At 58.6% G+C, this 21,162-nt stretch carries 18 protein-coding genes; 12 read left to right on the forward strand and 6 right to left on the reverse strand.

All coding sequences use genetic code 11. The annotated features are described in order from the left end of the window. Positions 1-71: 71 nt before the first annotated feature. Genes AC0TOF_RS07970 through AC0TOF_RS07985 form a run of 4 tightly spaced genes read left to right on the forward strand, consistent with a single transcriptional unit; the run spans position 72 to position 3,571 of the window. The gene (locus tag AC0TOF_RS07970; RefSeq protein WP_473767807.1) at positions 72-1,508 is read left to right on the forward strand and encodes a UDP-glucose dehydrogenase family protein; all 1,437 of its coding nucleotides are present in this window, start codon (positions 72-74) and stop codon (positions 1,506-1,508) included. Then, positions 1,489-2,046 carry a DUF995 domain-containing protein gene (locus AC0TOF_RS07975; protein ID WP_473767808.1) on the forward strand — a complete coding sequence of 186 codons (558 nt, stop codon included), beginning with the start codon at positions 1,489-1,491 and terminating at the stop codon, positions 2,044-2,046. Before AC0TOF_RS07970 ends, AC0TOF_RS07975 begins: the two co-directional genes overlap by 20 nt. 11 nt (positions 2,047-2,057) lie before the next feature. Further along, positions 2,058-3,002 carry a glycoside hydrolase family 26 protein gene (locus tag AC0TOF_RS07980; RefSeq protein WP_473767809.1) on the forward strand — a complete coding sequence of 315 codons (945 nt, stop codon included), beginning with the start codon at positions 2,058-2,060 and terminating at the stop codon, positions 3,000-3,002. A 50-nt stretch (positions 3,003-3,052) separates the two neighbouring features. After that, a complete protein-coding gene (locus AC0TOF_RS07985; RefSeq protein WP_122000998.1) occupies positions 3,053-3,571 on the forward strand; it encodes a DUF995 domain-containing protein in 519 nt (172 codons plus the stop codon). 177 nt (positions 3,572-3,748) lie between these two features. Here the strand turns inward: AC0TOF_RS07985 and AC0TOF_RS07990 are convergent, their stop codons facing one another. After that, positions 3,749-4,054 (reverse strand): hypothetical protein, encoded by a 306-nt coding sequence (locus tag AC0TOF_RS07990; RefSeq protein ID WP_473767810.1) that lies wholly within the window; start codon positions 4,052-4,054, stop codon positions 3,749-3,751. Positions 4,055-4,366: 312 nt separating this feature from the next. On the opposite strand from AC0TOF_RS07990, the gene AC0TOF_RS07995 reads away from it, so the two are divergent. Continuing rightward, positions 4,367-5,515, forward strand: a complete 1,149-nt coding sequence (locus AC0TOF_RS07995; protein ID WP_473767811.1) for a helix-turn-helix domain-containing protein — start codon at positions 4,367-4,369, stop codon at positions 5,513-5,515. A gap of 30 nt (positions 5,516-5,545) precedes the next feature. Here the strand turns inward: AC0TOF_RS07995 and AC0TOF_RS08000 are convergent, their stop codons facing one another. Next, complete coding sequence (locus AC0TOF_RS08000; RefSeq protein WP_473767812.1) at positions 5,546-5,953, reverse strand: GFA family protein; 408 nt, start codon at positions 5,951-5,953, stop codon at positions 5,546-5,548. Between the two features lie 241 nt (positions 5,954-6,194). On the opposite strand from AC0TOF_RS08000, the gene ggt reads away from it, so the two are divergent. Then, the gene (gene ggt, locus AC0TOF_RS08005) at positions 6,195-7,934 is read left to right on the forward strand and encodes a gamma-glutamyltransferase (RefSeq protein ID WP_473767813.1); all 1,740 of its coding nucleotides are present in this window, start codon (positions 6,195-6,197) and stop codon (positions 7,932-7,934) included. 83 nt (positions 7,935-8,017) lie between these two features. Here the strand turns inward: ggt and pepT are convergent, their stop codons facing one another. Both pepT and AC0TOF_RS08015 read right to left on the reverse strand, forming a co-directional pair. After that, positions 8,018-9,256, reverse strand: a complete 1,239-nt coding sequence (gene pepT, locus AC0TOF_RS08010) for a peptidase T (protein ID WP_473767814.1) — start codon at positions 9,254-9,256, stop codon at positions 8,018-8,020. A gap of 95 nt (positions 9,257-9,351) precedes the next feature. Then, entirely contained in the window at positions 9,352-10,950 is a 1,599-nt protein-coding gene (locus tag AC0TOF_RS08015) for an ABC transporter substrate-binding protein (protein ID WP_473767815.1), read from the reverse strand. A gap of 299 nt (positions 10,951-11,249) precedes the next feature. On the opposite strand from AC0TOF_RS08015, the gene AC0TOF_RS08020 reads away from it, so the two are divergent. The 3 genes from AC0TOF_RS08020 (at position 11,250) to AC0TOF_RS08030 (ending at position 13,975) form a co-directional block, all read left to right on the forward strand. Beyond that, positions 11,250-12,794, forward strand: a complete 1,545-nt coding sequence (locus AC0TOF_RS08020; protein WP_473767816.1) for a sensor histidine kinase — start codon at positions 11,250-11,252, stop codon at positions 12,792-12,794. 4 nt (positions 12,795-12,798) lie between these two features. Beyond that, positions 12,799-13,407: a response regulator transcription factor gene (locus AC0TOF_RS08025; RefSeq protein WP_473767817.1), complete on the forward strand. Its 609-nt coding sequence runs from the start codon at positions 12,799-12,801 to the stop codon at positions 13,405-13,407. 85 nt (positions 13,408-13,492) lie between these two features. Continuing rightward, positions 13,493-13,975, forward strand: coding sequence for a GlcG/HbpS family heme-binding protein (locus tag AC0TOF_RS08030; RefSeq protein WP_122000924.1), 483 nt, complete (start codon positions 13,493-13,495; stop codon positions 13,973-13,975). A 74-nt stretch (positions 13,976-14,049) separates the two neighbouring features. Here the strand turns inward: AC0TOF_RS08030 and AC0TOF_RS08035 are convergent, their stop codons facing one another. Further along, the gene (locus AC0TOF_RS08035; RefSeq protein ID WP_473767818.1) at positions 14,050-15,426 is read right to left on the reverse strand and encodes a GntP family permease; all 1,377 of its coding nucleotides are present in this window, start codon (positions 15,424-15,426) and stop codon (positions 14,050-14,052) included. Positions 15,427-15,618: 192 nt separating this feature from the next. Next, entirely contained in the window at positions 15,619-16,512 is an 894-nt protein-coding gene (gene galU / locus AC0TOF_RS08040; RefSeq protein WP_473767819.1) for a UTP--glucose-1-phosphate uridylyltransferase GalU, read from the reverse strand. Between the two features lie 378 nt (positions 16,513-16,890). Between galU and AC0TOF_RS08045 the strand changes: the two genes are divergently transcribed. The 3 genes from AC0TOF_RS08045 to AC0TOF_RS08055 all read left to right on the forward strand — a co-directional run bounded on the left by AC0TOF_RS08045 (position 16,891) and on the right by AC0TOF_RS08055 (position 21,105). After that, positions 16,891-18,126, forward strand: coding sequence for a lytic murein transglycosylase (locus tag AC0TOF_RS08045; RefSeq protein WP_122000926.1), 1,236 nt, complete (start codon positions 16,891-16,893; stop codon positions 18,124-18,126). Positions 18,127-18,329: 203 nt separating this feature from the next. Beyond that, positions 18,330-19,478: an SGNH/GDSL hydrolase family protein gene (locus AC0TOF_RS08050; protein WP_473767820.1), complete on the forward strand. Its 1,149-nt coding sequence runs from the start codon at positions 18,330-18,332 to the stop codon at positions 19,476-19,478. 223 nt (positions 19,479-19,701) lie between these two features. Further along, entirely contained in the window at positions 19,702-21,105 is a 1,404-nt protein-coding gene (locus AC0TOF_RS08055; protein WP_473767821.1) for an amino acid permease, read from the forward strand. Positions 21,106-21,162: the final 57 nt, after the last annotated feature.

Raw genomic sequence — 21,162 nt, forward strand, 5'->3', positions numbered from 1 at the left:
CATGTCTGCCGAAAGCGGGAACCGGTTTCGGGCAAGGACATGCGTAAAACAAACAGAGAGGCGCGACGGTTATGAAGATCGCTGTCATCGGTACGGGATATGTCGGATTGGTCAGTGGCACATGCTTCGCGGCATGGGGACACGAGGTCGTCTGTGTCGACAAGGATGCCCGGAAGATCGCCCGGCTGGAGCGCGGCATCGTGCCGATCTATGAGCCGGGGCTGGATGAATTGGTGGAACGCAACTTCGCCTTTGGCCGTCTCCGGTTCACCACCAATCTGGCGGAAGCCGTCAGGGGCGCGGCGCTGGTCTTCATCGCTGTCGGAACGCCGGCCCGTGCGGGTCACGGCGATGCGGACCTGTCTTTCGTCTATATGGCCGCCCGCGAACTTGCGCCTCTGATCGACGACAACAGCGTCGTCGTGGTCAAGTCCACTGTTCCGGTCGGCACTGGCGATGCCGTGCAGAAGATCATCGGCTCGGTTCGCAGGCCCGGCACATTCTCCGTCGCCTCCAATCCGGAATTTCTGCGCGAGGGTGTCGCCATCCGCGATTTTCTCGAACCGGACCGTGTTGTCATCGGCGTGGAGGACGAGCGGGCGCGTTCCGTGCTTGTGGCCCTTTACGCGCCGCCGCTCGAAGCCGGAAAGACGCCGATCGTGATCACGCAGCGCCGGACGGCCGAACTCATCAAATATGCGGCCAATGCCTTTCTGGCCACCAAGATCACCTTCATCAACGAACTGGCGGACTTGTGCGAGGAAGTTGGCAGCGATGTCACCGAACTGGCGCTCGGCATGGGGCTGGACAAGCGTATCGGCACCAGTTTTCTCAATGCGGGGCCGGGCTATGGCGGCTCCTGCTTCCCGAAGGATACGATTGCGCTGTTGCGCACCGCCCAGGACCACGGGGTGGCCTTGCGGCTGGTCGAGGAAACCGTGACGGTCAATGAAGCGCGCAAGCGCCGCATGGCGCTGAAGGTGCTGGATGCGCTTGGCGGCAGCGTCGAAGGCCGGACGGTTGCCATCCTCGGCCTGACATTCAAACCCGACACGGACGACATGCGGGACGCGCCGTCCATTCCGCTTATCGAGACCTTGCAGCGCTTCGGCGCCAGCATTCGCGCCTATGATCCGGCGGGATTGGAGAATGCCCGCCGCCTGCTCGGCGACGTCGAGTTCCATGACGATCCCTATGAATGCCTCAGCGCCGCCGACGCTGCCGTGGTGGTGACCGAATGGGACAGCATTCGCAAGCTCGATCTTGCCCGGGTGATGCAGATCATGCGGGACCCCGTGATCGTTGACCTGCGCAATGTCTTTTCACCGGCGATTGCCGGAAGCCTGGGCTTCCGGATTTCGACAATCGGCCATCCTGTTCAACAGCGGCAGGAAACAAGAGCAACAAACGTTCTGCCGCAGGCGCGCATCCGTCAATCGCAAGACCCTTTGGCGGGTGCGCGCAACCTGAAGGTCGTGGGAGGTTCAAATGAAACATTCGAAGTTTGAGGGTCGGCGGACCCCATCGTTGCGGTGCGGGCGCGTGCTGTCATTGCTCGCGGTGCTTGCCGGGCTGAGTGCGCCAGCCGGTGCGGCGCCATCCACAAGGGATGCCCTGCCGGACGGCGCCCGCCCGATGACGCCTGCCGAGCTTTACATGCTCTATCATGACAAGAGCTGGCAGTGGGCCGATGGCGCTGGCCGGATGGAAAGCCGGAACCGCCGGTTCAGCGCTCGCGTCGACGGCGAGAAGGGCAAGGCATGGGCCGAAGGACGCTGGCGGATCACATGGTCGGGCCAGATGTGCTTCGATGCGAAATGGCATCTGGCTCAGGGCATTTTCCCCAACAAGACCTGTTTCTCGCACCGTATCGCGGATGGGACGATCTATCAGAAACGAGAGCCGAACGGCGTCTGGTATGTCTTCCGCCACGCGGGCGGAAACAAGGACGACGAGGCGCGCAAGCTCATCTCCATCGAAACGATAACACCGGCCACGGAAGCGCTCAATCTGGCGCTGCCGGTCGCCCAATCACCAACGCAATAAAGGAGGCGGCGATGAAAACCTCATATAAAATAGCAACAGCCATTCTTGGCGTCGTGCTGCTTTCAACAGCCGTCTACGCCGCCAGCGGTGTTTCGGGCGCCAATGTCGACACCCGCAACATGTTCCACGACAAGCGCCCGGTCATCACTCCCCAATCCATCACGTTCGGAGCCTATGACCCGCACGGGGATTTCACCAACGATCCCAATTCCCGCATCGAGCATCTGTTCCTGCCGTGGGAAGATGTGGACCTGACCAGCCTTTCGGCGGCGGATGCCTATGCGCAGGAACGGGGCCGCGAACTGCTGATCACCGTGGAACCATGGTCATGGGCGCGCGACTGGCGGGTTGCGCCGGACGACCTCTTGAGCGGCATCGTGGGTGGCCGTTACGATTCCAACATGGCCGCCGTCTGTTCGGCTGCGTCGAAGCTGAAGAGCCCGGTCACGATCCGCTGGGCGCAGGAAATGGACGACAAGACAGGCCAGTTCACCTGGTCCTACTGGTCGGCGGAGGGCTATATCCGCGCCTACCAGCACGTGGTCAGCGTCTGCCGCAAATCCCTGCCGCATGCCAAATATATGTGGTCGCCGAAGGGAGACGAGGGGCTGCAAGCCTATTATCCGGGCGATGGCTATGTCGACGTGATCGGCCTGTCGGTGTTCGGCTACGAGCCCTACGATATGCTGGAACTGGGCCGCGCATCCACTTTCGTCGAACGCGCCAAACCGGGCTATGACCGGGTGGTCGGGTTCGGGAAGCCGATTGTCATCGCGGAACTCGGCTATGAGGGAAGCGACGCCTATGTCCGCGCCTGGGCGCAGGAAACCAACAAGCCGCAAGCCGAATTTCCAGCACTGACCGCAACCGTCTACTTCAATGACCGCGAAGTCTATCCGTGGCCACGTGGTGTCGGGCGGCCCGACTGGCGGGTTGCAAACCATCCGCTCGATTGATCCGCGAGGCGGATCAATTTGCGCTCCAACATCTGAACAGGATTACGACAATGTTTTCGATCCGTTTGAGAACCGTCAGTGCGGCGCTGGCCGTGCTTCTTCTGGCAGGTGCTGCCGATGCCGCGCCGAAGCAGAAAGCCGACGATCCGGTCGCCGCCAAGGCTGCTGCTGCGGCGCCGCTATCAGCCAGGGCACTTGAGGCGCTTTATTCCGGCAGGACATGGAAATGGAAGGATGGCGGCGGCTATTTCTCTGCCGACAGACATCGTTTCATCGCCTGGTCGCAGAAGGGCAGGGCGTGGTCTTACGGGCAGGGGCGCTGGTACGCCACTGACAGCGGCAAGCTTTGCCTGCAAGCCTATTGGGTCAACAAGATGGGCGGCGGCGGCGACACGACCTGCTTCCTCCATCGCGAGAAAGAAGGCGTCATCTACCAGAAGCGCTCGCTGGGCGGCACGTGGTACGTCTTCCGCAACAATCCGCCGCGCCCGTCCGACGAGGCCGCCAAGCTCCTGCGTGGCGACCGCGTAAGCAAGGGACTGGCGCGCATGAAAGCCGCAGCGAGCTGATCGCGAGGCGAACATGCCGGCTCGCCGATCTGTATGGCGTTTCGGCGAGCCGGTGTGACTGGCGCGTGCTTCACCCTGGAGCGCGTTTCGATTTGATTGGATCAGATCGGCGCTCTAAAGCTTTCTATTTTGAGCCTAATCTTATCGACCCTCGTTTCACTCCGGTCGGATTATGCTCTAGTTGCGGTTGAAGCAGCGGGATTTCTGCCCAAAGCCGCTCGGCGTGCACACGAGGGACGTGCCGCTTGCATATTGCGAGGCGGAAACCTTCATGACCTTTGCCGATCCCGGCTTGTTGTAGCGAACCTGACCGTTTGTCTCGACCTTGGCGCGATAAACGGAAATCGTTTCGCTTTTCTGCTTGCGGGCATCCTTGGCTTCGGCGCCTGCCGTCAGGCACAATGAAGCAGAAAGTCCAACCACTATAGCGGCAGCCCATTTCAAGCTTGCGCGGCGCACAGTAAATGCAAATACATTGTTCATGCGATTGCCTCCGGTTGTTATTACCGTGCTTTCTATCGGATGCGTTTTAATATTCTGGCCGGATTTTCCTGAAAATTTTCATCAAATGGGATGCAATTATCTTCCTTCACAAGCCGATTCCGGCCAACTCCAGGCGAAGCCGGAAAGCAGGTCTTCGCTGTGCATGAGGATACCGGCTGCGGCTCCCAACGGATAGCTGGCAGATAATGTTCCGGCTTATTTTGATTTTATACGTGCAAATGCTAATATCACGACAAGGACTTGGGATGAGGTGTGCTTTCCCTGGCCCCCGGTTTGGTTTTGGGAGTTGCCGTGACATCCCCGAGCGACAAGGCCACGAATGATCTGAAGCCGGAATTTGTGGAGCGCCGCCAGTCAGCGCGCGTGCCGCTTGCGAGGCTTGGAGAAGAAGCCCGAAGCACCAATATTCTGGCCCCGCTGGTCTTCACGACCGAACAAATGGACCCCTCCGCGCAGTTTTCCGCATGGCAGCAGCACGTGGCTCCGCTCTATGATGTGCGGTTGCCGGACGGGGTGAATTCCCGGCAGGGATTTGCGGTTCACCAGAAAGTCTGGGATCTGCGTGGCATGCTGCTCGTGGAACAGACAGCGCCCGCGTTCAGCTATGAACGCACGGCGGAAAAAGTCCGTTTCAGCCCAATCGATCACTGGCAGATCAGCTTTATGCGCAGTGGCCGCTCATGGACCTCGGTGGATGGCCGTGTGGCGGAAAACGAACCCGGCATGATCAATATCCGTTCGTTCGGCTTTCCGTTTCGTGGTCGTGCGCTGGCAGCCGAAGCGGTGCTGCTGATCATTCCGGTTGACCAGTTCGCGGGGCTTGGCGGCATGCCGGAAGCGTGCAACAACGCGACGCTCGGCGGCTATCGTGCCAAGCTTTTGATCGATTTCGTATCGACCATTCAGGCGGGGCTGGACCGTATAACAGCCGAAGACCTGCCCGAATTGCGCGCTGCACTGCGCCAGCTTATATTCGACTCGATCGTTCCTCTGGTGAAGGAGAGCGACGCGAACGGGTCCAACGCCTCTCTGTCTCTGATGACAAGGGCCAGGCGGTTTATCCAGAAAAACCTCATGTCTCGCGATCTCACGCCCGATGCGCTCAGCCGGGAACTTGCGATTTCCCGCACGCATCTCTACCAGCTTTTTGAGGGCTCGGGCGGGGTGCTCAACTATATCCGCCAGAAGCGGCTGTTTGCAGCGCATGAACTGCTGGCCGATGCATCGGAAAACCGCAAAGTGTCGGATATTGCGCAATTGCTGGGGTTCGAGACCGCCGCCAATTTTACACGGGCCTTCACGCAACATTTCGGCTACAGCCCGACCAATGTGCGCAAGGCCCTGCCGCGAAACGACGGCATTGGTGAGGGGCAGCCCGATGCGAACCGCTCCGTTACATTTGCCAGCCTGTTACGGACATTGGCCATGTTCGATACATGACGGCGTAGATGAATGGGCTTTTCCGCCCGGTCATTCTCGATCGGGCATACGCAAAAAATGTTTCGTATTCTTGTCGAGCAACACCCACTCATGCTTCGACTGCTCGAATATGGATAGGGTTGGTGGCGGAAACGCCGGATCGGCAAACGAACCCACCGCCACCCCGATCAAGGACGGGGCACCTTCTGGCAACCAATAGACAGTTGAGCCGCAGCTTGGGCAGAAATGCATCCGGACCTTGCGGCCGCTCTCGGCTGTCCGAATGAATTCTGCCGATACACCTGAAATCTCAACACAGCCTATCGAGTAGAAGGCATTCGCGCTGAACGGCGAGCCTGTTCTTCGCTGGCAGGCGAAGCAGTGGCACAGGGCTGTCAATTTTGGTGGCTCATGTGGTGTTATTCCAAGAGCCCCGCAAGCGCATTGAGCATAGGTCATCGATTTCTCCTGCATGTGAGATTGCATCGTGGGAAGGGGAGAGGATCGGAAAGGAAGCTCGGAAAGGCTTTGAATCCGGCTGCAACTGTGGCAGCGCCTGAACCGAATATTGCGCATTATTATCGTTCATCGCTTTTTCGACAAGCTGAAATAGAGACAATTTCTTATACTTGCTTTTGGAAAAGATTTTGCAGACGCTGTGCCCTGACTCCCATCGGGGAGGACACAAGGGAGGAAAGACATGCAGCATTACAGACTGAAATCGCTTTCCCTTGCCGCAGCCATTGCCGTTGCAGGTCATCTGCCTTCGGCCTATGCGGCGTCGCCAGCCCCGGCGGAAGGCCAGAACGGGATGGTGGTAACGGCACAGCATCTGGCGTCGCAAGTTGGTGTCGATGTGCTGAAAAACGGCGGCAATGCCGTCGATGCGGCGGTCGCGGTCGGCTACGCGCTGGCGGTCGTTTATCCGACTGCGGGCAATCTTGGCGGGGGCGGTTTCATGACGATCCGCTTCAAGGACGGCAAGAGCACCTTTCTTGATTTTCGCGAGCGCGCGCCGCTGGCGGCTACCAAGACGATGTATCTGGACAAGGACGGCAAGCCCGTCAAAGACGCCAGCACTGAAACCTATCTTGCCATCGGCGTGCCGGGAACGGTGGCTGGCCTCGAGGAAGCACGCGAAAAATACGGCACCCGCAAGCGTGAGGAGCTGATCTACCCCGCGCTGAAACTCGCCAAAGACGGCTTTACGCTGGAGCTTGGCGACATTCTTTCCTTCGCCGACGGCAATGAAAGACTGGCGAAGGACCCGGCAGCTGCAAAAATCTTCCTGAAGGACGGAAAGCCGCTCGGTCTGGGGGAGAAGCTTGTCCAGCCTGATCTTGCAAAGTCGCTCTCGGTCATTTCGGAAAAGGGTCCGGCAGCCTTCTATAAGGGTGACATCGCCGATCTGATCGTCAAATCGAGCAAGGAAAATGGCGGCATTCTCGCCAAGGCCGATTTCGAGCAATACAAGGTCCGCGAACTGGAGCCGGTCAAATGCAGCTATCGCGGCTATGATATCGTTTCATCGCCGCCGCCTTCCTCGGGCGGGCTCATCATCTGCGAAATCCTCAATGTGCTTGAGGGCTACCCGATTTCCTATCTGGGCTACGGCTCGGCAGAAACCACGCGTTTGATGGTGGAAGCGATGCGCCATGCCTATGTCGACCGCAACACGGCGCTGGGCGACCCGGATTTTGTCGAAAATCCGGTCGAAAAACTCACCAGCAAGGACTATGCCGCGGAAATCCGTAGCCGCATCGACCCTTATCGCGCCGGTGTCAGCGAGGCGCTGAAGCCTGCCGAATTCAAGGAATCCAACGAAACGACGCATTATTCCATCGTCGACAAGGATGGCAATGCGGTTGCCGTGACCTATACGCTGAACGGCTCGTTCGGCACGGCCAAGGTGGCCGAAGGCACCGGCATTCTGCTCAACAACGAGATGGATGACTTCACCATCAAGCCGGGCGTGCCCAATCTCTATGGCCTCATACAGGGTGAAGCCAATGCCATCGAGCCGCGCAAGTCGCCGCTGTCCTCGATGAGCCCGACCATCGTATCGAAGGACGGCAAGCCGTTCATGGTCATCGGCAGCCCCGGCGGTTCGCGCATCATCACGATCACGCTGGAGGCGATCATGAATGTCATTGACCATGGCATGGATATTCAGGAGGCGATTGACGCTCCGCGCATCCATCACCAGTGGCTACCTGACCGGGTCTATATGGAAGCAAACGCGCTTTCGCCCGATACGATCCGGCTCCTGACCGGCATGGGCTACACGGTCGGCGAGGACCATAACTGGCCGGTCTGGGGCGAGGCGGCAGGCATTCTTGTCGGCGGCAAGAACATGGCGGCAATCGAAAAGGGCGGCGACAACCGCTATTACGGTGCTATCGACAGCCGCGCCGTCGCCGGTGCCGCCATCGGCTATTAGAGCGTGGACCGCTCCGGTGCCTGATCGCTCGAACGAGGAGACGAGATATTTCACGTCTCCTCAGGATTTGAGGCTGTGCGGGATCAGCTTTTGCCGTTGATGCGCGCAGTCTTCAAAATCTCAATGACCATTTCGGATGCCTTGTTGAGCGAACCGACCGGCAGGAACTCGTAAATCGAGTGGAAGTTGTGCGCACCGCAGAACAGGTTGGGGCAGGGCAGTCCTTTTTCGGATAGCACCGCGCCGTCATAACCGCCGCGCATCGGCAGCGGCGTCGGCTCCACGCCTATTGCCTTCATCGCCTCAAGGGCAAGCGCGACCGGATAACGGTTTTCGCCTTGCAGGCTCTCGGCTGCGTTGCGGTAGACGGCCTTGTAGTCCACGTGAACCGTGCCCTCGCCATGGAGCTGGTTGAAACTCGCGGCCAGGTTTTCAATGAACATGCGGCGCGTCTCATATCCGTCCTTCGTGAAATCGCGGATATCGATGACAAGGGTTGTCTCGGCCACGGTTCCCTGAATGCCCTTCGCCCAGTAATAGCCTTCGGTGCCTTCCGTATATTCGGGACGCTCGCCGCCAGGCATCATTGCAATGAATTGCTGGGCATAGAGAATGGCATTGCGCAGCTTGCCCTTGGCCGACATCGGATGGGCGGGCTGGCCCTTGAAGGTGAGACGGAACTCACCGGCATTCCAGTTTTCATAAACGATCTCGCCCACCGCACAGCAGTCGAGCGTATAGGCGAAATCGGCATTGAGGGACGCCACGTCGAGCGCCTTGGCGCCGAGCAATCCGATTTCCTCATCGGGAACAAAAACGACCTTGACCGTGCCGTGCTCGATTTCGGGATGGCTGGTCAGGACCTGCATGGCATGCATGATTTCGGCAATGGCGGACTTGTTATCGGCCCCGAGCAGGCTGGTGCCGTCGGTCACGATGATCCGGTCGCCGACATAGCGTTCCAGTTCGGGAAACTCGGCAAGCCGCATGGTGGCGCCGGTCGCCTCGTTGAGCACGATATCGCCGCCCTTGTAATCGACCACATGAGCGCGGGTATCGGTCGTGTATTCGCTGGACGTATCGAGATGGGCGACCCATGCGATTGTCGGAAACTGATGATCGGCATTGGAGGCATTGGCAGGCAGCGTGCCGACGACGATTGAATGGTCGCGCTCCTCAACCTCCATGCCCATGGCGCGCATTTCGCTGGCGAGCAGCTTTGCGAGATCGGTTTGCCCGGCGCTCGACGGGAGTTCGCCCGCATTGGGCACGGCGGTCGTGTTGATGCGGGTATAGGCTAGAAAGCGGTCTACGATATCCATATTTTTCTCGGTCATTGGTCAGAATCGACCCGGATTGCATACAGGCAAAAAAGAATAGCGGGCGTTTCCGCCCGCCAACCGTAATTCACCGCCAGTTATTCCTCGATGTCGACATCTTCAAACAGGTAGCCGCCAAAAGGATCGATGCGGAAATCCTTGACCTTCTTGCTGACCGGCTGTTCGACGATCTGATGGGCGATTGTCAGCCAGGGAGCCTGTTCCTTGAAGACGACCTGCGCCTGCTCATAGAGCTTGGTGCGCTCGGCCTGATCGGTCGTCAGCTTGGCTGCCTGAATGAGCTTCTCGAAATCCTCATTGCACCAGTTTGCGCGGTTTGCGCTGCCGATGGCCTTGCAGCTCAAAAGTGCGGCGAGGAAGTTGTCGGGATCGGCAATGCCGCCGGTCCAGCCAAGCATGACGGCGCCATCGCGGTCCTTTTCCAGCGAGCGCTTGAGATATTCGCCCCAGTCATAGGTTACGATTTCGGCTGTTACGCCCACCTTGGCGAAGTCGGCCTGCATGAGTTCGGCAACGCGGCGCGCATTGGGCATGTAAGGCCGCTGCACGGGCATCGCCCAGATCTTCATCTTCAGGTCCTTGACGCCCGCCTCATCGAGCAGCTTGCGCGACTGTTCGGGATCGTAGGCATCGTCCTTGACGTTCTTGTTGTAGCCCCAGACGCTTGGCGGCAGCGGATTGACCGAAGGAACAGCCGAGCCCAGATAGACCGCATCGATGATCGCGGCCTTGTTGACCGCCATGTTCAGCGCCTTGCGCACGCGCACATCGTCAAACGGCTTTTGCTGGGTGTTGTAGGCGAGGAAGGACAGGTTCAGGCCTTCCTTGTGCAGCATTTCGACAGCCGGGTCCTTCTTCATCTCCGCAATGTCGGCGGGGTTCGGCGCGGCGATGACGTGGCACTCGCCCGACTTCAGCTTCTGATAGCGCACTGCCGCATCCGGCGTGATTGCAAAGATGAGATTGTCGATCTTCTGCTTGCCCGCCCAGTAATCGGGATTGGCCTGATAGCGGATGGCGCTATCCTTCTGATAGGCGACAAACTGATAGGGGCCGGTTCCGACAGGCTGCTGGCTGAACTCGGTGATGCGGCCTTCCGCGACAAGCTTGTCGGCATATTCCTTGGACTGAATGACGGCGAATGTCAGCGACAGCGTCGAGATGAACGTCGCTTCGGGATGCGCCAGCACAAACTTGACGGTGTGGTCGTCGATCTTTTCGATCTTCTCGATCAGCGAAGGGAAGGAATAGGCCCCGAATTGCGGCCATGCGCCCTGATTGTAATACGGGTTTTCCTTGTTTCCCTGACGGTCGAAGGTGAAGATCACATCGTCCGCATTGAATTCACGCGTCGGGGTGAAAAAGCTCGTGGTGTGGAACTTCACGCCCTTGCGCAGATGAAACGTGTATTCCTTGCCATTGGCGGAAACGTCCCAGCTTTCCGCAAGGCCGGGTTCCAGCTCGGTCGAGCCGCGCTTGATCTTGATTAGCCCGTTGGACACATTGCGTGCCGACGCATCATAGACGGCGCCGGATGTCGTTTGCGCAGCATCGAACATTTCGGGAGATGCCTCTGAGCAATAGATCAATGTCTTGGCGAAGACCTGTCCAACTGCCGTGCTGTTGAGCGCAGCCGCGACCAGCGCGGCTGAAAATAGTTTTCCGTATGTGTTCATGAGGCTGCATTCCCTTGATGACGACGCGACCCACCTTCGGTGGTGTGTTGTTCAGGATCGACTTTTCCAGATGATTCTAAACAGCGGTGCAATTTTTATATGAGCGCGCAAAGGTGTATGAAGCAAGCTGGTCTTTGGAGTTCCAGCCGATAATTCGCAATTGCCGGGCCCGCTTCCGGCGAGAGAACCGCATTTGCAGGCCGTGGGAAAGTTCAATAACCTCCCCAACCGGATCGAATGACGAATGTCGGTGGGTGCAATATTCTGTCTGAACAAAGGCTGATACCGGAATGCAATCTATGAACGTCAACAGCCGCCGGGGAAATATCCGATCTGGCCTGCTCCCGTTTTTCATATGGTTGCTGTTCAATTGTCTGGCGATTGGCAGCCTTGCCGCCTACCAGCGCACCGCACTGTTGTCGGAGCTTCAGGCTGCGAGCTTCACGCTGCATCGCGAGGCCTCGCAGCGCGCAGGCCAGCACGATGCCCATCTGACGGCACTTTCCACGATTGCCCAGTCCAAGGCGCGAATGTCCGATGTTTCACAGGACGATGTCTTCTTCGAAGTGGCGACGACGATCACCCGTTTCTATCCGCGCATCGACGAAATTCAACTCGTCCCGATGGACCCGACCCTGCCCGTGACCGGCACCAGGGCGCTGGAACCGGCGCTCGCTGACACCATACGGGCGGCTGTCCGTTCCTATCGCGGCCTTCCGGAACTGCTGGCGCCATCCGCGCGGCCCGGCCATTACATGATGGTAAAACGCAGCCCCAATACGGACAATCCGCATGACGGCCTCGCCCTGTCCATCGATGCGGGAAGCCTCATCAGCTCCGACGATGCATTCTGGAGCGGTAAAGGTGTGGCGCGACGCATCCTCCTGCCCGACGGCACGGTTCTCTTCAGTCATCCGGCTTCCTTTGACGCTGTCGATTTCTCCAAGAAGCTCGGCAGTGCCTCGCAGCCGCTGCTTTTCCAGACTGCCCTTGCCATGAGCTGGGGCGACCTGCTGCCGTTCGACCAGCTTATACCGCTCCTCATCCTCACCAATCTGCTGTTCTTCGGCGGATTAATCATCATTCGCCAGACGCAACGCACCCGCCATGCCGAACGCCGGGCGGAATTGAGCCGCTTTGAGGCGCGTCTGGCCCACGCGTCACGCGTCAACACGATGGGCGAAATGGCAAGTGGCATGGCGCATGAACTGACCCAACCCCTGACCGCCCTTCTTGCCGGTGCGCAGGCCGGGCGCCGTCTGTTGAGCCGCAACAATATGACGGCCCTCGCCGGTGCGCTGGACGATATGGTCGAGCAGGCGCGGCGGGCATCCGCCATTCTGGACCGGCTGCGCAACTGGTCCCGTCCGCAACGCGGGCAGACCGTGCATGCTGACCTGCGCGTTTCGCTTCAAAATGTGAAGGCGCTGCTTGCTTCCGAAGCGGCCCGGCAAGATGTCGGAATCGAACTTGTCCTGCCCGACACACCTGTGGTGGCAGCAGTTGACCCGGTTGAAATGGAGCAGGTTATGTTCAATCTTCTCCGCAATGCGATTGAATCCTTCCATGCGGATGATCGGGACCGGCGCGTCAATGCATCCCTGAAGACCGAGCGGTCGATGGCAATTCTGGAAATTGCGGATAATGGTCCAGGCGTCGCGCCCGAGCTGTTGCCGCGCCTCTTTACTCCGTTTACCACAAGCCGCCCGGAAGGGACCGGCCTTGGTCTGGCGCTCAGCCAGCGGCTGGTCGAACGTTTTGGCGGCGAGATTTCCTATATCCAACAGGAGCGTGGCGCGCTGTTTCGTGTTGTGCTGCCAATCGCCGAAGATAAGGGAAGCTAAGGGAATGGCCCAGCCGGTCTATCTTGTCGATGACGATGAAGCGGTGCGCAAGTCGCTCAGCCTGCTTTTGTCCACGATTGACATTGAGGTCAGGAATTTTTCCGACCCAACCGCGTTTCTGGCGCAATTGCCGCGACTGCAGCCGGGATGCCTGATCTTCGATATTCGCATGCCGGTGATGACGGGCCTGAAACTGCAGGAGCGTCTGGCCGGGCAGGGCATCGACTGGCCGGTGATCATCATTTCCGGCCATGGCGACATCGAGGCCTGCCGCCGGGCCTTTCGAAATGGCGCGGTGGACTATCTTTCCAAGCCTGTCGACGAGCAGGACCTGATCGACGCCATCCAGAAGGCGCAACAACTGCTTGAACACCGGCTTGGCAGCAAGGCGCTGCGAGCCGAAACGCTGGCGTTGCTGGCTACATTGACGGCGCGCGAGCGCGAAGTGCTTGGCCGTATCGCGCAAGGTTTCACAACCCGGCAGATTGCCGATGGGCTCGAACTGTCGCCGCGCACGATCGACAGCCATCGTGCCGCCATCGGGGCGAAACTCGGCACGACCTCGCAGGCGGAAATGACGCGCTTGTGGCTGGAAGGACAGGCCAATCCGTAGAACTACCGAGAAGTTTGTAAGAGTTACGGATTCCGTCGCTCGCTAACCAAAACTAGATGTTCCTCGTCACAACTGAGGAACGACCATGATCCGTAAACTTGCAATTGTCGCCCTGTCGATGGCTCCGGCTACCGCTTTCGCCCAGACTCTCCCCACCACGCCTTATCTGCCGCTCGATCTGGCAACCAAGGCCGCACAGGCTGCGCTGGATGCCTGCGTCGCCAAGGGCAGCAATGTAAGCGTCGCAGTCGTTGCACGCGACGGGGCGACCAAGGTTCTGCTCAAGGCCGACCTGTCCGGCCCGCACACCGGCAACAGCGCCGAAGGAAAGGCGTTTACATCAGCGGCTCTCGGCCGCGATTCCGGCGAGCTTGCGGAATTCATCGCTTCGAAGCCAGCCAATAACGGCATGCGCGACATGGATTCTCGCTTCGTTATCCAGGCGGGCGGCCTGCCGATCAAGATCGGCGATGCGCTGGTTGGCGGTATCGGCGTCGGCGGAGCGCCGTCCGGTGCGATCGACGCGGAATGCGCTCTCGCGGGCGTGCAGGCCATCACGGCAAAGTAAGAAAAACGGTCGGGACTGGCCTTGCCCGGTCCCGACCGTTTCGCGTTTTTGGGAGACATGCTCCAGTGGCTGGCTCAGGCGAGCCAGAACAGAAGGCAGGCCATTCCAAAACCAAGAAGCCCGATAAGGGTTTCTAGAACCGTCCATGTTTTCAGCGTCGTCTTCACGTCCATGTTGAAGAAGCGTCCGACCAGCCAGAAGCCGGAATCGTTGACATGGGACAGCATGACCGAACCCGCCGCGAGGGCGATCACTACCGCTGCGGTCTCAAGCCCGTGATATCCGGCGGCCTGAACGGCAGGCTGAACAAGTCCGGCAGCGGTTATCAGCGCTACCGTCGCCGACCCCTGCGCCACGCGCAAAATCGTTGCAATCAGGAAGCCCGCCACGATGACAGGCAGTCCGGTATCTGCAAAGGCGTTTGACAGGGCATCGCCAATGCCGGAGGCGCGCAGGACGCCGCCGAACATTCCGCCTGCGCCCGTGATCAGGATGATGGAACACACCGGACCGAGCGCTGAATCGAGAATGCGTTCCACGCTGGCTGCATCCCTGCCGCGCCGCGGCCCGAGCACATAGGACGCCACCAGCACGGCCACCAGAAGCGCAACCGGAGTCGATCCGAACATTCGCGCCAGCTGATACCAGTTCGCATCGGCGCTGACCCAGCCTTGCGCGCGGGCAAAATCGAGGCCCGTATTGATGAAAATCAGAACCAGCGGCAGCAGAAGAAGCAGTATAACCAGGCTGGGGCTCGGAGGGTTTACAGCCTCTTTTACACTCGCCGCCTCGAAATTGTCAGGGACAGGAAGATTGATCCGCTTGCCGATCCACGCACCGAACAGGTGTCCGGCGATAAACCAGACGGGGATGACGACCACGATGCCGACAAGAATGAGAAGCCCCACATCCGCGCCCAGCAGCTCGGATGCTGCAACAGGCCCCGGATGCGGGGGCACGAAAACATGCATTACCGAAAAGGCGGCAGCGACTGGAATGCCATAGAGAAGCAGACTTCCCTTGAGACGCCGCCCGACGGTGAAGACCACCGGGAGCATCACGACCAGCCCGGCATCGAAAAAGATGGGGAAGCCGAAGATGAGCGACGCGATGCCAAGCGCCATGGGCGCGTGGTCTTCGCCGAACCGCCGGATGAGATCGTCGGCAAGCGCCTGCGCGCCGCCCGATATTTCAAGCAACCGGCCAAGCATTGCGCCAAGCCCCACCAGAAGCGCCACCCCGCCAAGGGTGGAACCGAAGGCAGAGGTGATCGTCGTGAGGATATTGCCTGCCGGGATGCCGGTCGCGAGCGCTGTCAGAAGGCTGACGATCACAAGCGCGACGAAGGCATGAACACGAAACCGGATGATGAGCAAAAGCAATAAAAGGACAGCGCCAACCGCTATCGAGATGAGCGCACCTGCACCCAACGTCTGCTGGAATTCCTGCATGCTTCATTCCTTATATGGGAGGAGCCCGTTTGATCCATTGCGCCCAAAAAGGTGTTTCACACTTTTTGGGATGCATGTTAGGCAAATTACCTATCATCGTCGCCCGGAAAAGCAAATTACACGAAATAGTGCTTTAAACACAAAAAAACGCCCCCTTTGCAGGGGGCGTTGACCAGAGACCGGATGAATTTATCAGGCTGGCTTGATTGTGTTCAGCAGATTGCCGATCGAGCCTTCGACCGAAGGGCGAATATCGTTGCGCCACAAGGCAAAAGCGACATTGGCTTCGATAAAGCCGGCCTTGGAGCCGCAGTCGAATGTCAGGCCCTGATAATTGAAGCCGAAGAATTTCTGCGCGTCGGCAAGCTTGAGCATGGCATCGGTCAGCTGGATTTCATTGCCAGCGCCTTTTTCCTGCTTGCTCAGAAGCTCGAAGATTTCCGGTTGCAGGATATAGCGGCCATTGATGTAAAGATTGGAAGGAGCCGTGCCTTTGGCGGGCTTTTCGACCATCTGCGTGATCTCGAAACCGCTGCCGATGGTCTCGCCCTTGCCGACGATGCCGTATTTATGCGCCTCGTCCGGATCGCATTCCTGCACGGCGATGACATTGCCGCCGGTCTTTTCGTAAAGCTCGACCATTTCCTTCAGGCAGCCCTTCTTGGACTGCATGACCATATCCGGCAACAGAAGAGCAAACGGCTCGTCGCCGACAAGCTCGCGCGCGCACCAGACCGCATGGCCAAGGCCGAGCGGTACCTGCTGGCGGGTGAAGCTGGTCGTGCCTGGCTGCGGCTGGATATCCTGAAGATGCTCCAGTTCCGCCGTCTTGCCGCGCTCGGCGAGCGTGGAATAAAGCTCAACCTGCGCATCGAAATAGTCTTCGATGACTGCCTTGTTGCGTCCGGTGACGAAAATCAGATGTTCGATACCAGCTTCGCGCGCCTCATCGACCACATATTGAATGACGGGCTTGTCCACGACCGTCAGCATTTCCTTCGGGATCGATTTGGTGGCGGGCAGGAAACGGGTGCCAAGACCTGCGACAGGGAACACGGCCTTGCGAATTTTTCGGATCGAACTCATTCCTCTCCTCGATTTCACTATTTCAGATTTGCTATCAAAGCATTGAAACGACTGAATTTCAAATAAGGCCTTTTCATTAAAGAACGACGAAATTGCGAGATGCGTCCCATCACATTTAATGCCCGGTCTTAATGTTGCTTGATTCAAAAATTTTTCGAAACTTCCGACAAATTTCAATCGAGACCAGCGATGGTAAACCAATTGCTAACCGACAGGTTCTAATTTGAACGTTCAACAGTTTGGTCTGGAATTTTCTGCTGGCTCAAATTCAACACAGGATGGTATTAATTGATGAATGCAATCCGGAGCGAGCAGAATCCAGGTCGAAGGAAAACGCGCCGGTATCGGCTAAATTTGATTGCAGAAGGGAAACACAGAATGCTGCGATTTCCATTCACGGTGAGCCCGTCAATGAAGCTGAAAGCTGCAACGGTTGCGATAGCTGCGCTCGCCTCAACGCTTACAACCGGTTCCGCACTGGCTGATGCGCAATTTCGCCAATGGGTCGCCAGCTTCCGTCCTGTCGCCATAAAGGCGGGTGTTTCGCCGTCCACGTTCGACCGCGCATTTCGCGGCGTGGATGCGCCGGACCCGGTGGTGCTACAGAAGGCCCGCTATCAGCCTGAATTTACCGAGCCCGTCTGGAACTACATCGATAACCGGGTGAACGAGCAGTCCGTCGCAGTCGGGCAGAGCATGGCGCGCAAATGGGGGCCATGGCTCCAGCGCATCGAGCAGCGGTTCTCGGTCGACCGCAATATCCTGCTCGCCATCTGGTCGATGGAAAGCAATTACGGTGAAATCCTCAAGCGGGATGACGTCATGCGCGATGCCGTGCGTTCGCTGGCCACGCTTGCCTATGCGGACCAGCGCCGCGCCAAATATGGCCGCACCCAGCTCATTGCCGCAATGAAGATTCTCCAGACCGGCGATATCGACCGCGGCCATCTTTCCGGTTCCTGGGCCGGTGCGCTCGGCCACACGCAATTCATCCCGACCAGCTATCAGGCATACGCTGTCGACGTGGATGGCAATGGCAAGCGCGATATCTGGAACTCCGTTCCCGACGCGCTTGGCACGGCAGCGAACCTCCTGCACCGCAATGGCTGGCAGCCGGGCCGTACATGGGGCTATGAAGTGGCGCTTCCGGCGGGGCGCAAATTCCCGTCCGGCTCGCTCACCGTCGCCGAATGGCAGAAAATTGGCGTCGTTCGTGCCAACGGACGCGCGTTTCCCGATCCAAACGAGACAGCAACGCTGAAAGTGCCGGATGGGCGTCAGGGCCCGGCCTTCCTGATGACCAAGAACTTCTTCGTGCTGAAGCGCTATAACAATGCCGACAAATATGCGCTGGCCGTCGGTCTGCTGGCGGACCGCATTGGCGGCTATCAGGGTCTGCGGCAGGACTGGAATCGCCCGTTCACCCCGATTTCGATGAACGAGCGGCTGGAGTTGCAGACGCATCTGAAGGCACTCGGCTATTATGACGGCAATATCGATGGCAAGATCGGCTCCACTTCGCGTGCGGCCATCGAAGCCTTCCAGCAGCGCAACGGACTTCAGCCGGACGGACATCCAAGCAAGGAAGTTCTGTCGGTCTTGCGCCGTCGCTAAACTATCGAGCAGAACGAATGGGGCGCGCTTCTGATCAAGTGCGCCCCATTTTGTTTTTGCGGATTGCCAAGCTAGAGCGGTTCCTATTTTTACTGAATCCCCGGAACCGCTCTAACTATTTGTTTAGTCGCATTTTCCAACGCAAAACCGTTTCACACTTTTGCTGGAAATGCTCTAATATACCGGCCATGAAGGCAGGACGGATGCGTGAAAATCGGATTATGGATAGTCGGCTGGTGAAAGCTGCTGGCGTCATGCTGGCGGTGGCAGCGTTGCTGTTTTCAGGTGTCGCCACGGCCTTCGCACAGGAACGTCCGCGCACGCTTTTCGATCTCCTGTTCGGCTCGCGGCAGGCGCAACCCCAGCGCCAATATGAGCGGCCCGCCCCGCAACGCGCACGGCCAAAACCGAAACGGGCCAAGCCGGTCTCGCCCGCGTCACGTCCGGCGCCGCCGCCAGCGGCAAGCCCTGCGGTCGAAATCATCGAGAAAAAGCCGGATGCGAAAAAGATTCTCGTCGTCGGTGATTTCATCGGCGACGGCCTGGCCGAAGGGCTCGGCGTCGCTTTCGCGTCCGACCCTGATCTCAAGGTCGTTTCCAGGATTAACGGTTCATCGGGCTTTGTGCGCAACGACCATTTTGACTGGCCCGACAATATCGGCAAGATACTCGACGAGGAAAAACCGGCTGCTGTTGTGGTGATGATCGGCTCCAACGACAGGCAGGCGATCACCGAAAAAGGCGCAAGCCTGCCGCCCCGGTCGCCGGAGTGGAAGGAAGAATATCAAAAGCGCGTCGCCGCCTTCATCAAGGCGATCAACGACAAACAATTTCCTCTCGTGTGGATCGGGCAGCCGCCGTTTCGCCCGAAAGGCATGTCGCAGGATATGCTGGCACTCAATGAAATCTATCGCACGGCCACCGAAAAGGCGGGCGGAAAATTTGCCGACGTCTGGGACGGTTTTGTCGATGAAGACGGCAATTTCACCCAGACCGGCTTCGACATCAACGGCCAGACCGCGCGTCTGCGCGGCAATGACGGCATCAACATAACTTCGGCAGGCAAGCGCAAGCTCGCCTTTTATGCGGAAAAGCCGCTTCGCGCCTATCTCGGCGGCGCGAAGGAAGAGGATCAGCCGCTGCCGGCGGCAGGCGCGCCTGATCCGTCAAAACCGGTTGATCGCGTGGCTCCGGTCAGTATTCGCGATATCGACAAGGATGATAGTGGCGTTCTCCTGGGCGGTAACCTCGCAGTGCGTCCGCAAGCCGCACATCCATCCCGGACAGAAGGCAAACCATCGCCCGGACGTGCGGACGATTTTTCCTGGCCGCAGAAGAGCGCAAATCCCTAATTTTTTGGCCGCATCGGCACGATTGAACTATCCCTTGACTGATAGTGCGAAGATTTTCGCTGCCCATATAATTCTAATTGCTACATTTCCCGCTGTTCACATGGGCGTTTGCATCGTCTATCAGAAGGCACCGTCTGCCTGAAAAGGCTGTACAGGAAGGGCGCTGTTGCTTCCGCGAGAGCGAGTTGCTTTGAGCGCCCGTCAGAAAACAAGAGGCGTTTGAATGAATATTGCATCAAAGCCTTCTGTCGATCCACATCGGGAGGAGGAACCCCATCTTGCACGTAATCTGTCCAACCGACATCTCCAGCTGATCGCCATCGGCGGCGCCATCGGCACCGGCCTTTTCATGGGATCGGGCAAGACCATTTCGCTGGCCGGTCCTTCGATCCTGCTCGTCTATGCGGTGATCGGCTTCATGCTTTTCTTCGTCATGCGGGCGCTGGGCGAAATCCTGCTGTCCAATCTGGAATATCGCTCCTTCGCGGATTTCGCGGGCGATTATCTGGGGCCATGGGCGCAGTTCTTCACCGGCTGGACCTATTGGCTTTGCTGGATCGTGACCGGTGTGGCCGATGTGGTCGCCGTTTCGGGCTATGTCTCGTTCTGGTTTCCTGAACTGGCCCTCTGGATACCGGCCCTCGGGCTGATCTTTACGCTTCTGGCGCTCAATCTGCCCACGGTGCGCAATTTCGGCGAAATCGAATTCTGGTTCGCGCTCATCAAGATCGTGGCCATCGTCGCGCTGATTATCGCTGGCGTCTACATGCTCTCGACCGGCTTTACGCTTCCGAACGGCAGCCAGGCATCGGTTGCGCATCTTTGGAATCATGGCGGCTTCTTCCCCAACGGTTTCCTAGGCTTCGTCGCCGGTTTCCAGATCGCGGTCTTTGCCTTCGTCGGCATTGAACTCGTGGGCACTGCTGCTGCGGAAACCAAGGACCCGGTGCGCAATCTGCCGAAAGCAATCAACTCGATCCCGATCCGCGTGGTGCTGTTTTATCTCGGCGCCCTGTTCGTCATCATCACGGTCATTCCGTGGAATCAGGTGGACCCGAATTCGAGCCCCTTTGTTGCCATGTTCTCGCTTGCCGGTCTTGGCATTGCGGCGCATGTGGTGAATTTCGTCGTGCTGACTTCGGCAACGTCGAGCGCCAATTCCGGCATCTATTCGACCTCGCGCATGATCTACGGCCTGGCGACTTCCAAACTGGCACCGAAGGCGCTCGGCAAGCTGAACAAGCGAAAAGTACCGGTTAACTCCCTGTTCTTCTCGTGCGTTTTCCTGCTCGCGGGCGTGGTCCTGCTTTATGCGGGCCAGAGCATCATTGAAGCCTTCACCATCGTCACGACGATTTCGGCGCTGCTTTTCATCTTCATCTGGTCGGTCATTCTGGCGTCTTATCTGCAATATCGCCGCAAGCGCCCGGACCTGCATGAAAAGTCCACCTTCAAGATGCCCGGCGGACGCGCTGCCGTCGTGATGGTCTTCGCTTTCTTCGCCTTCATTCTCTGGGCTCTGGCGCAGAAGCCGGACACTGCGGCGGCGTTGAAAATCACGCCTTTCTGGTTCGTGCTTCTCGCTATCGCTTATCTGGTGATGAAGTCACGGCGCAGCCAAAGCTAGACCTGCTAAAGACGCGAAAAGCCCGGAGTTTCCTCCGGGCTTTTTCAGTTTTAATCT

This window comes from Ochrobactrum sp. PL_is501 (assembly GCF_055816895.1).

What these genes read in the sequence shown, in the direction of transcription:
- AC0TOF_RS07970 (WP_473767807.1), top strand. Translation starts at nt 72, where the DNA reads ATGAAGATCGCTGTCATCGGTACGGGATATGTCGGATTGGTCAGTGGC.
- ggt (WP_473767813.1), top strand. Translation starts at nt 6,195, where the DNA reads ATGCAGCATTACAGACTGAAATCGCTTTCCCTTGCCGCAGCCATTGCC.
- AC0TOF_RS08000 (WP_473767812.1), bottom strand. Translation starts at nt 5,953, where the DNA reads ATGACCTATGCTCAATGCGCTTGCGGGGCTCTTGGAATAACACCACAT.
- AC0TOF_RS08045 (WP_122000926.1), top strand. Translation starts at nt 16,891, where the DNA reads ATGCTGCGATTTCCATTCACGGTGAGCCCGTCAATGAAGCTGAAAGCT.
- AC0TOF_RS08015 (WP_473767815.1), bottom strand. Translation starts at nt 10,950, where the DNA reads ATGAACACATACGGAAAACTATTTTCAGCCGCGCTGGTCGCGGCTGCG.
- AC0TOF_RS07975 (WP_473767808.1), top strand. Translation starts at nt 1,489, where the DNA reads ATGAAACATTCGAAGTTTGAGGGTCGGCGGACCCCATCGTTGCGGTGC.
- galU (WP_473767819.1), bottom strand. Translation starts at nt 16,512, where the DNA reads ATGAGTTCGATCCGAAAAATTCGCAAGGCCGTGTTCCCTGTCGCAGGT.
- AC0TOF_RS07980 (WP_473767809.1), top strand. Translation starts at nt 2,058, where the DNA reads ATGAAAACCTCATATAAAATAGCAACAGCCATTCTTGGCGTCGTGCTG.
- AC0TOF_RS08035 (WP_473767818.1), bottom strand. Translation starts at nt 15,426, where the DNA reads ATGCAGGAATTCCAGCAGACGTTGGGTGCAGGTGCGCTCATCTCGATA.
- AC0TOF_RS08025 (WP_473767817.1), top strand. Translation starts at nt 12,799, where the DNA reads ATGGCCCAGCCGGTCTATCTTGTCGATGACGATGAAGCGGTGCGCAAG.
- AC0TOF_RS08030 (WP_122000924.1), top strand. Translation starts at nt 13,493, where the DNA reads ATGATCCGTAAACTTGCAATTGTCGCCCTGTCGATGGCTCCGGCTACC.
- AC0TOF_RS08020 (WP_473767816.1), top strand. Translation starts at nt 11,250, where the DNA reads ATGAACGTCAACAGCCGCCGGGGAAATATCCGATCTGGCCTGCTCCCG.
- pepT (WP_473767814.1), bottom strand. Translation starts at nt 9,256, where the DNA reads ATGGATATCGTAGACCGCTTTCTAGCCTATACCCGCATCAACACGACC.
- AC0TOF_RS08050 (WP_473767820.1), top strand. Translation starts at nt 18,330, where the DNA reads ATGCGTGAAAATCGGATTATGGATAGTCGGCTGGTGAAAGCTGCTGGC.
- AC0TOF_RS07985 (WP_122000998.1), top strand. Translation starts at nt 3,053, where the DNA reads ATGTTTTCGATCCGTTTGAGAACCGTCAGTGCGGCGCTGGCCGTGCTT.
- AC0TOF_RS08055 (WP_473767821.1), top strand. Translation starts at nt 19,702, where the DNA reads ATGAATATTGCATCAAAGCCTTCTGTCGATCCACATCGGGAGGAGGAA.
- AC0TOF_RS07990 (WP_473767810.1), bottom strand. Translation starts at nt 4,054, where the DNA reads ATGAACAATGTATTTGCATTTACTGTGCGCCGCGCAAGCTTGAAATGG.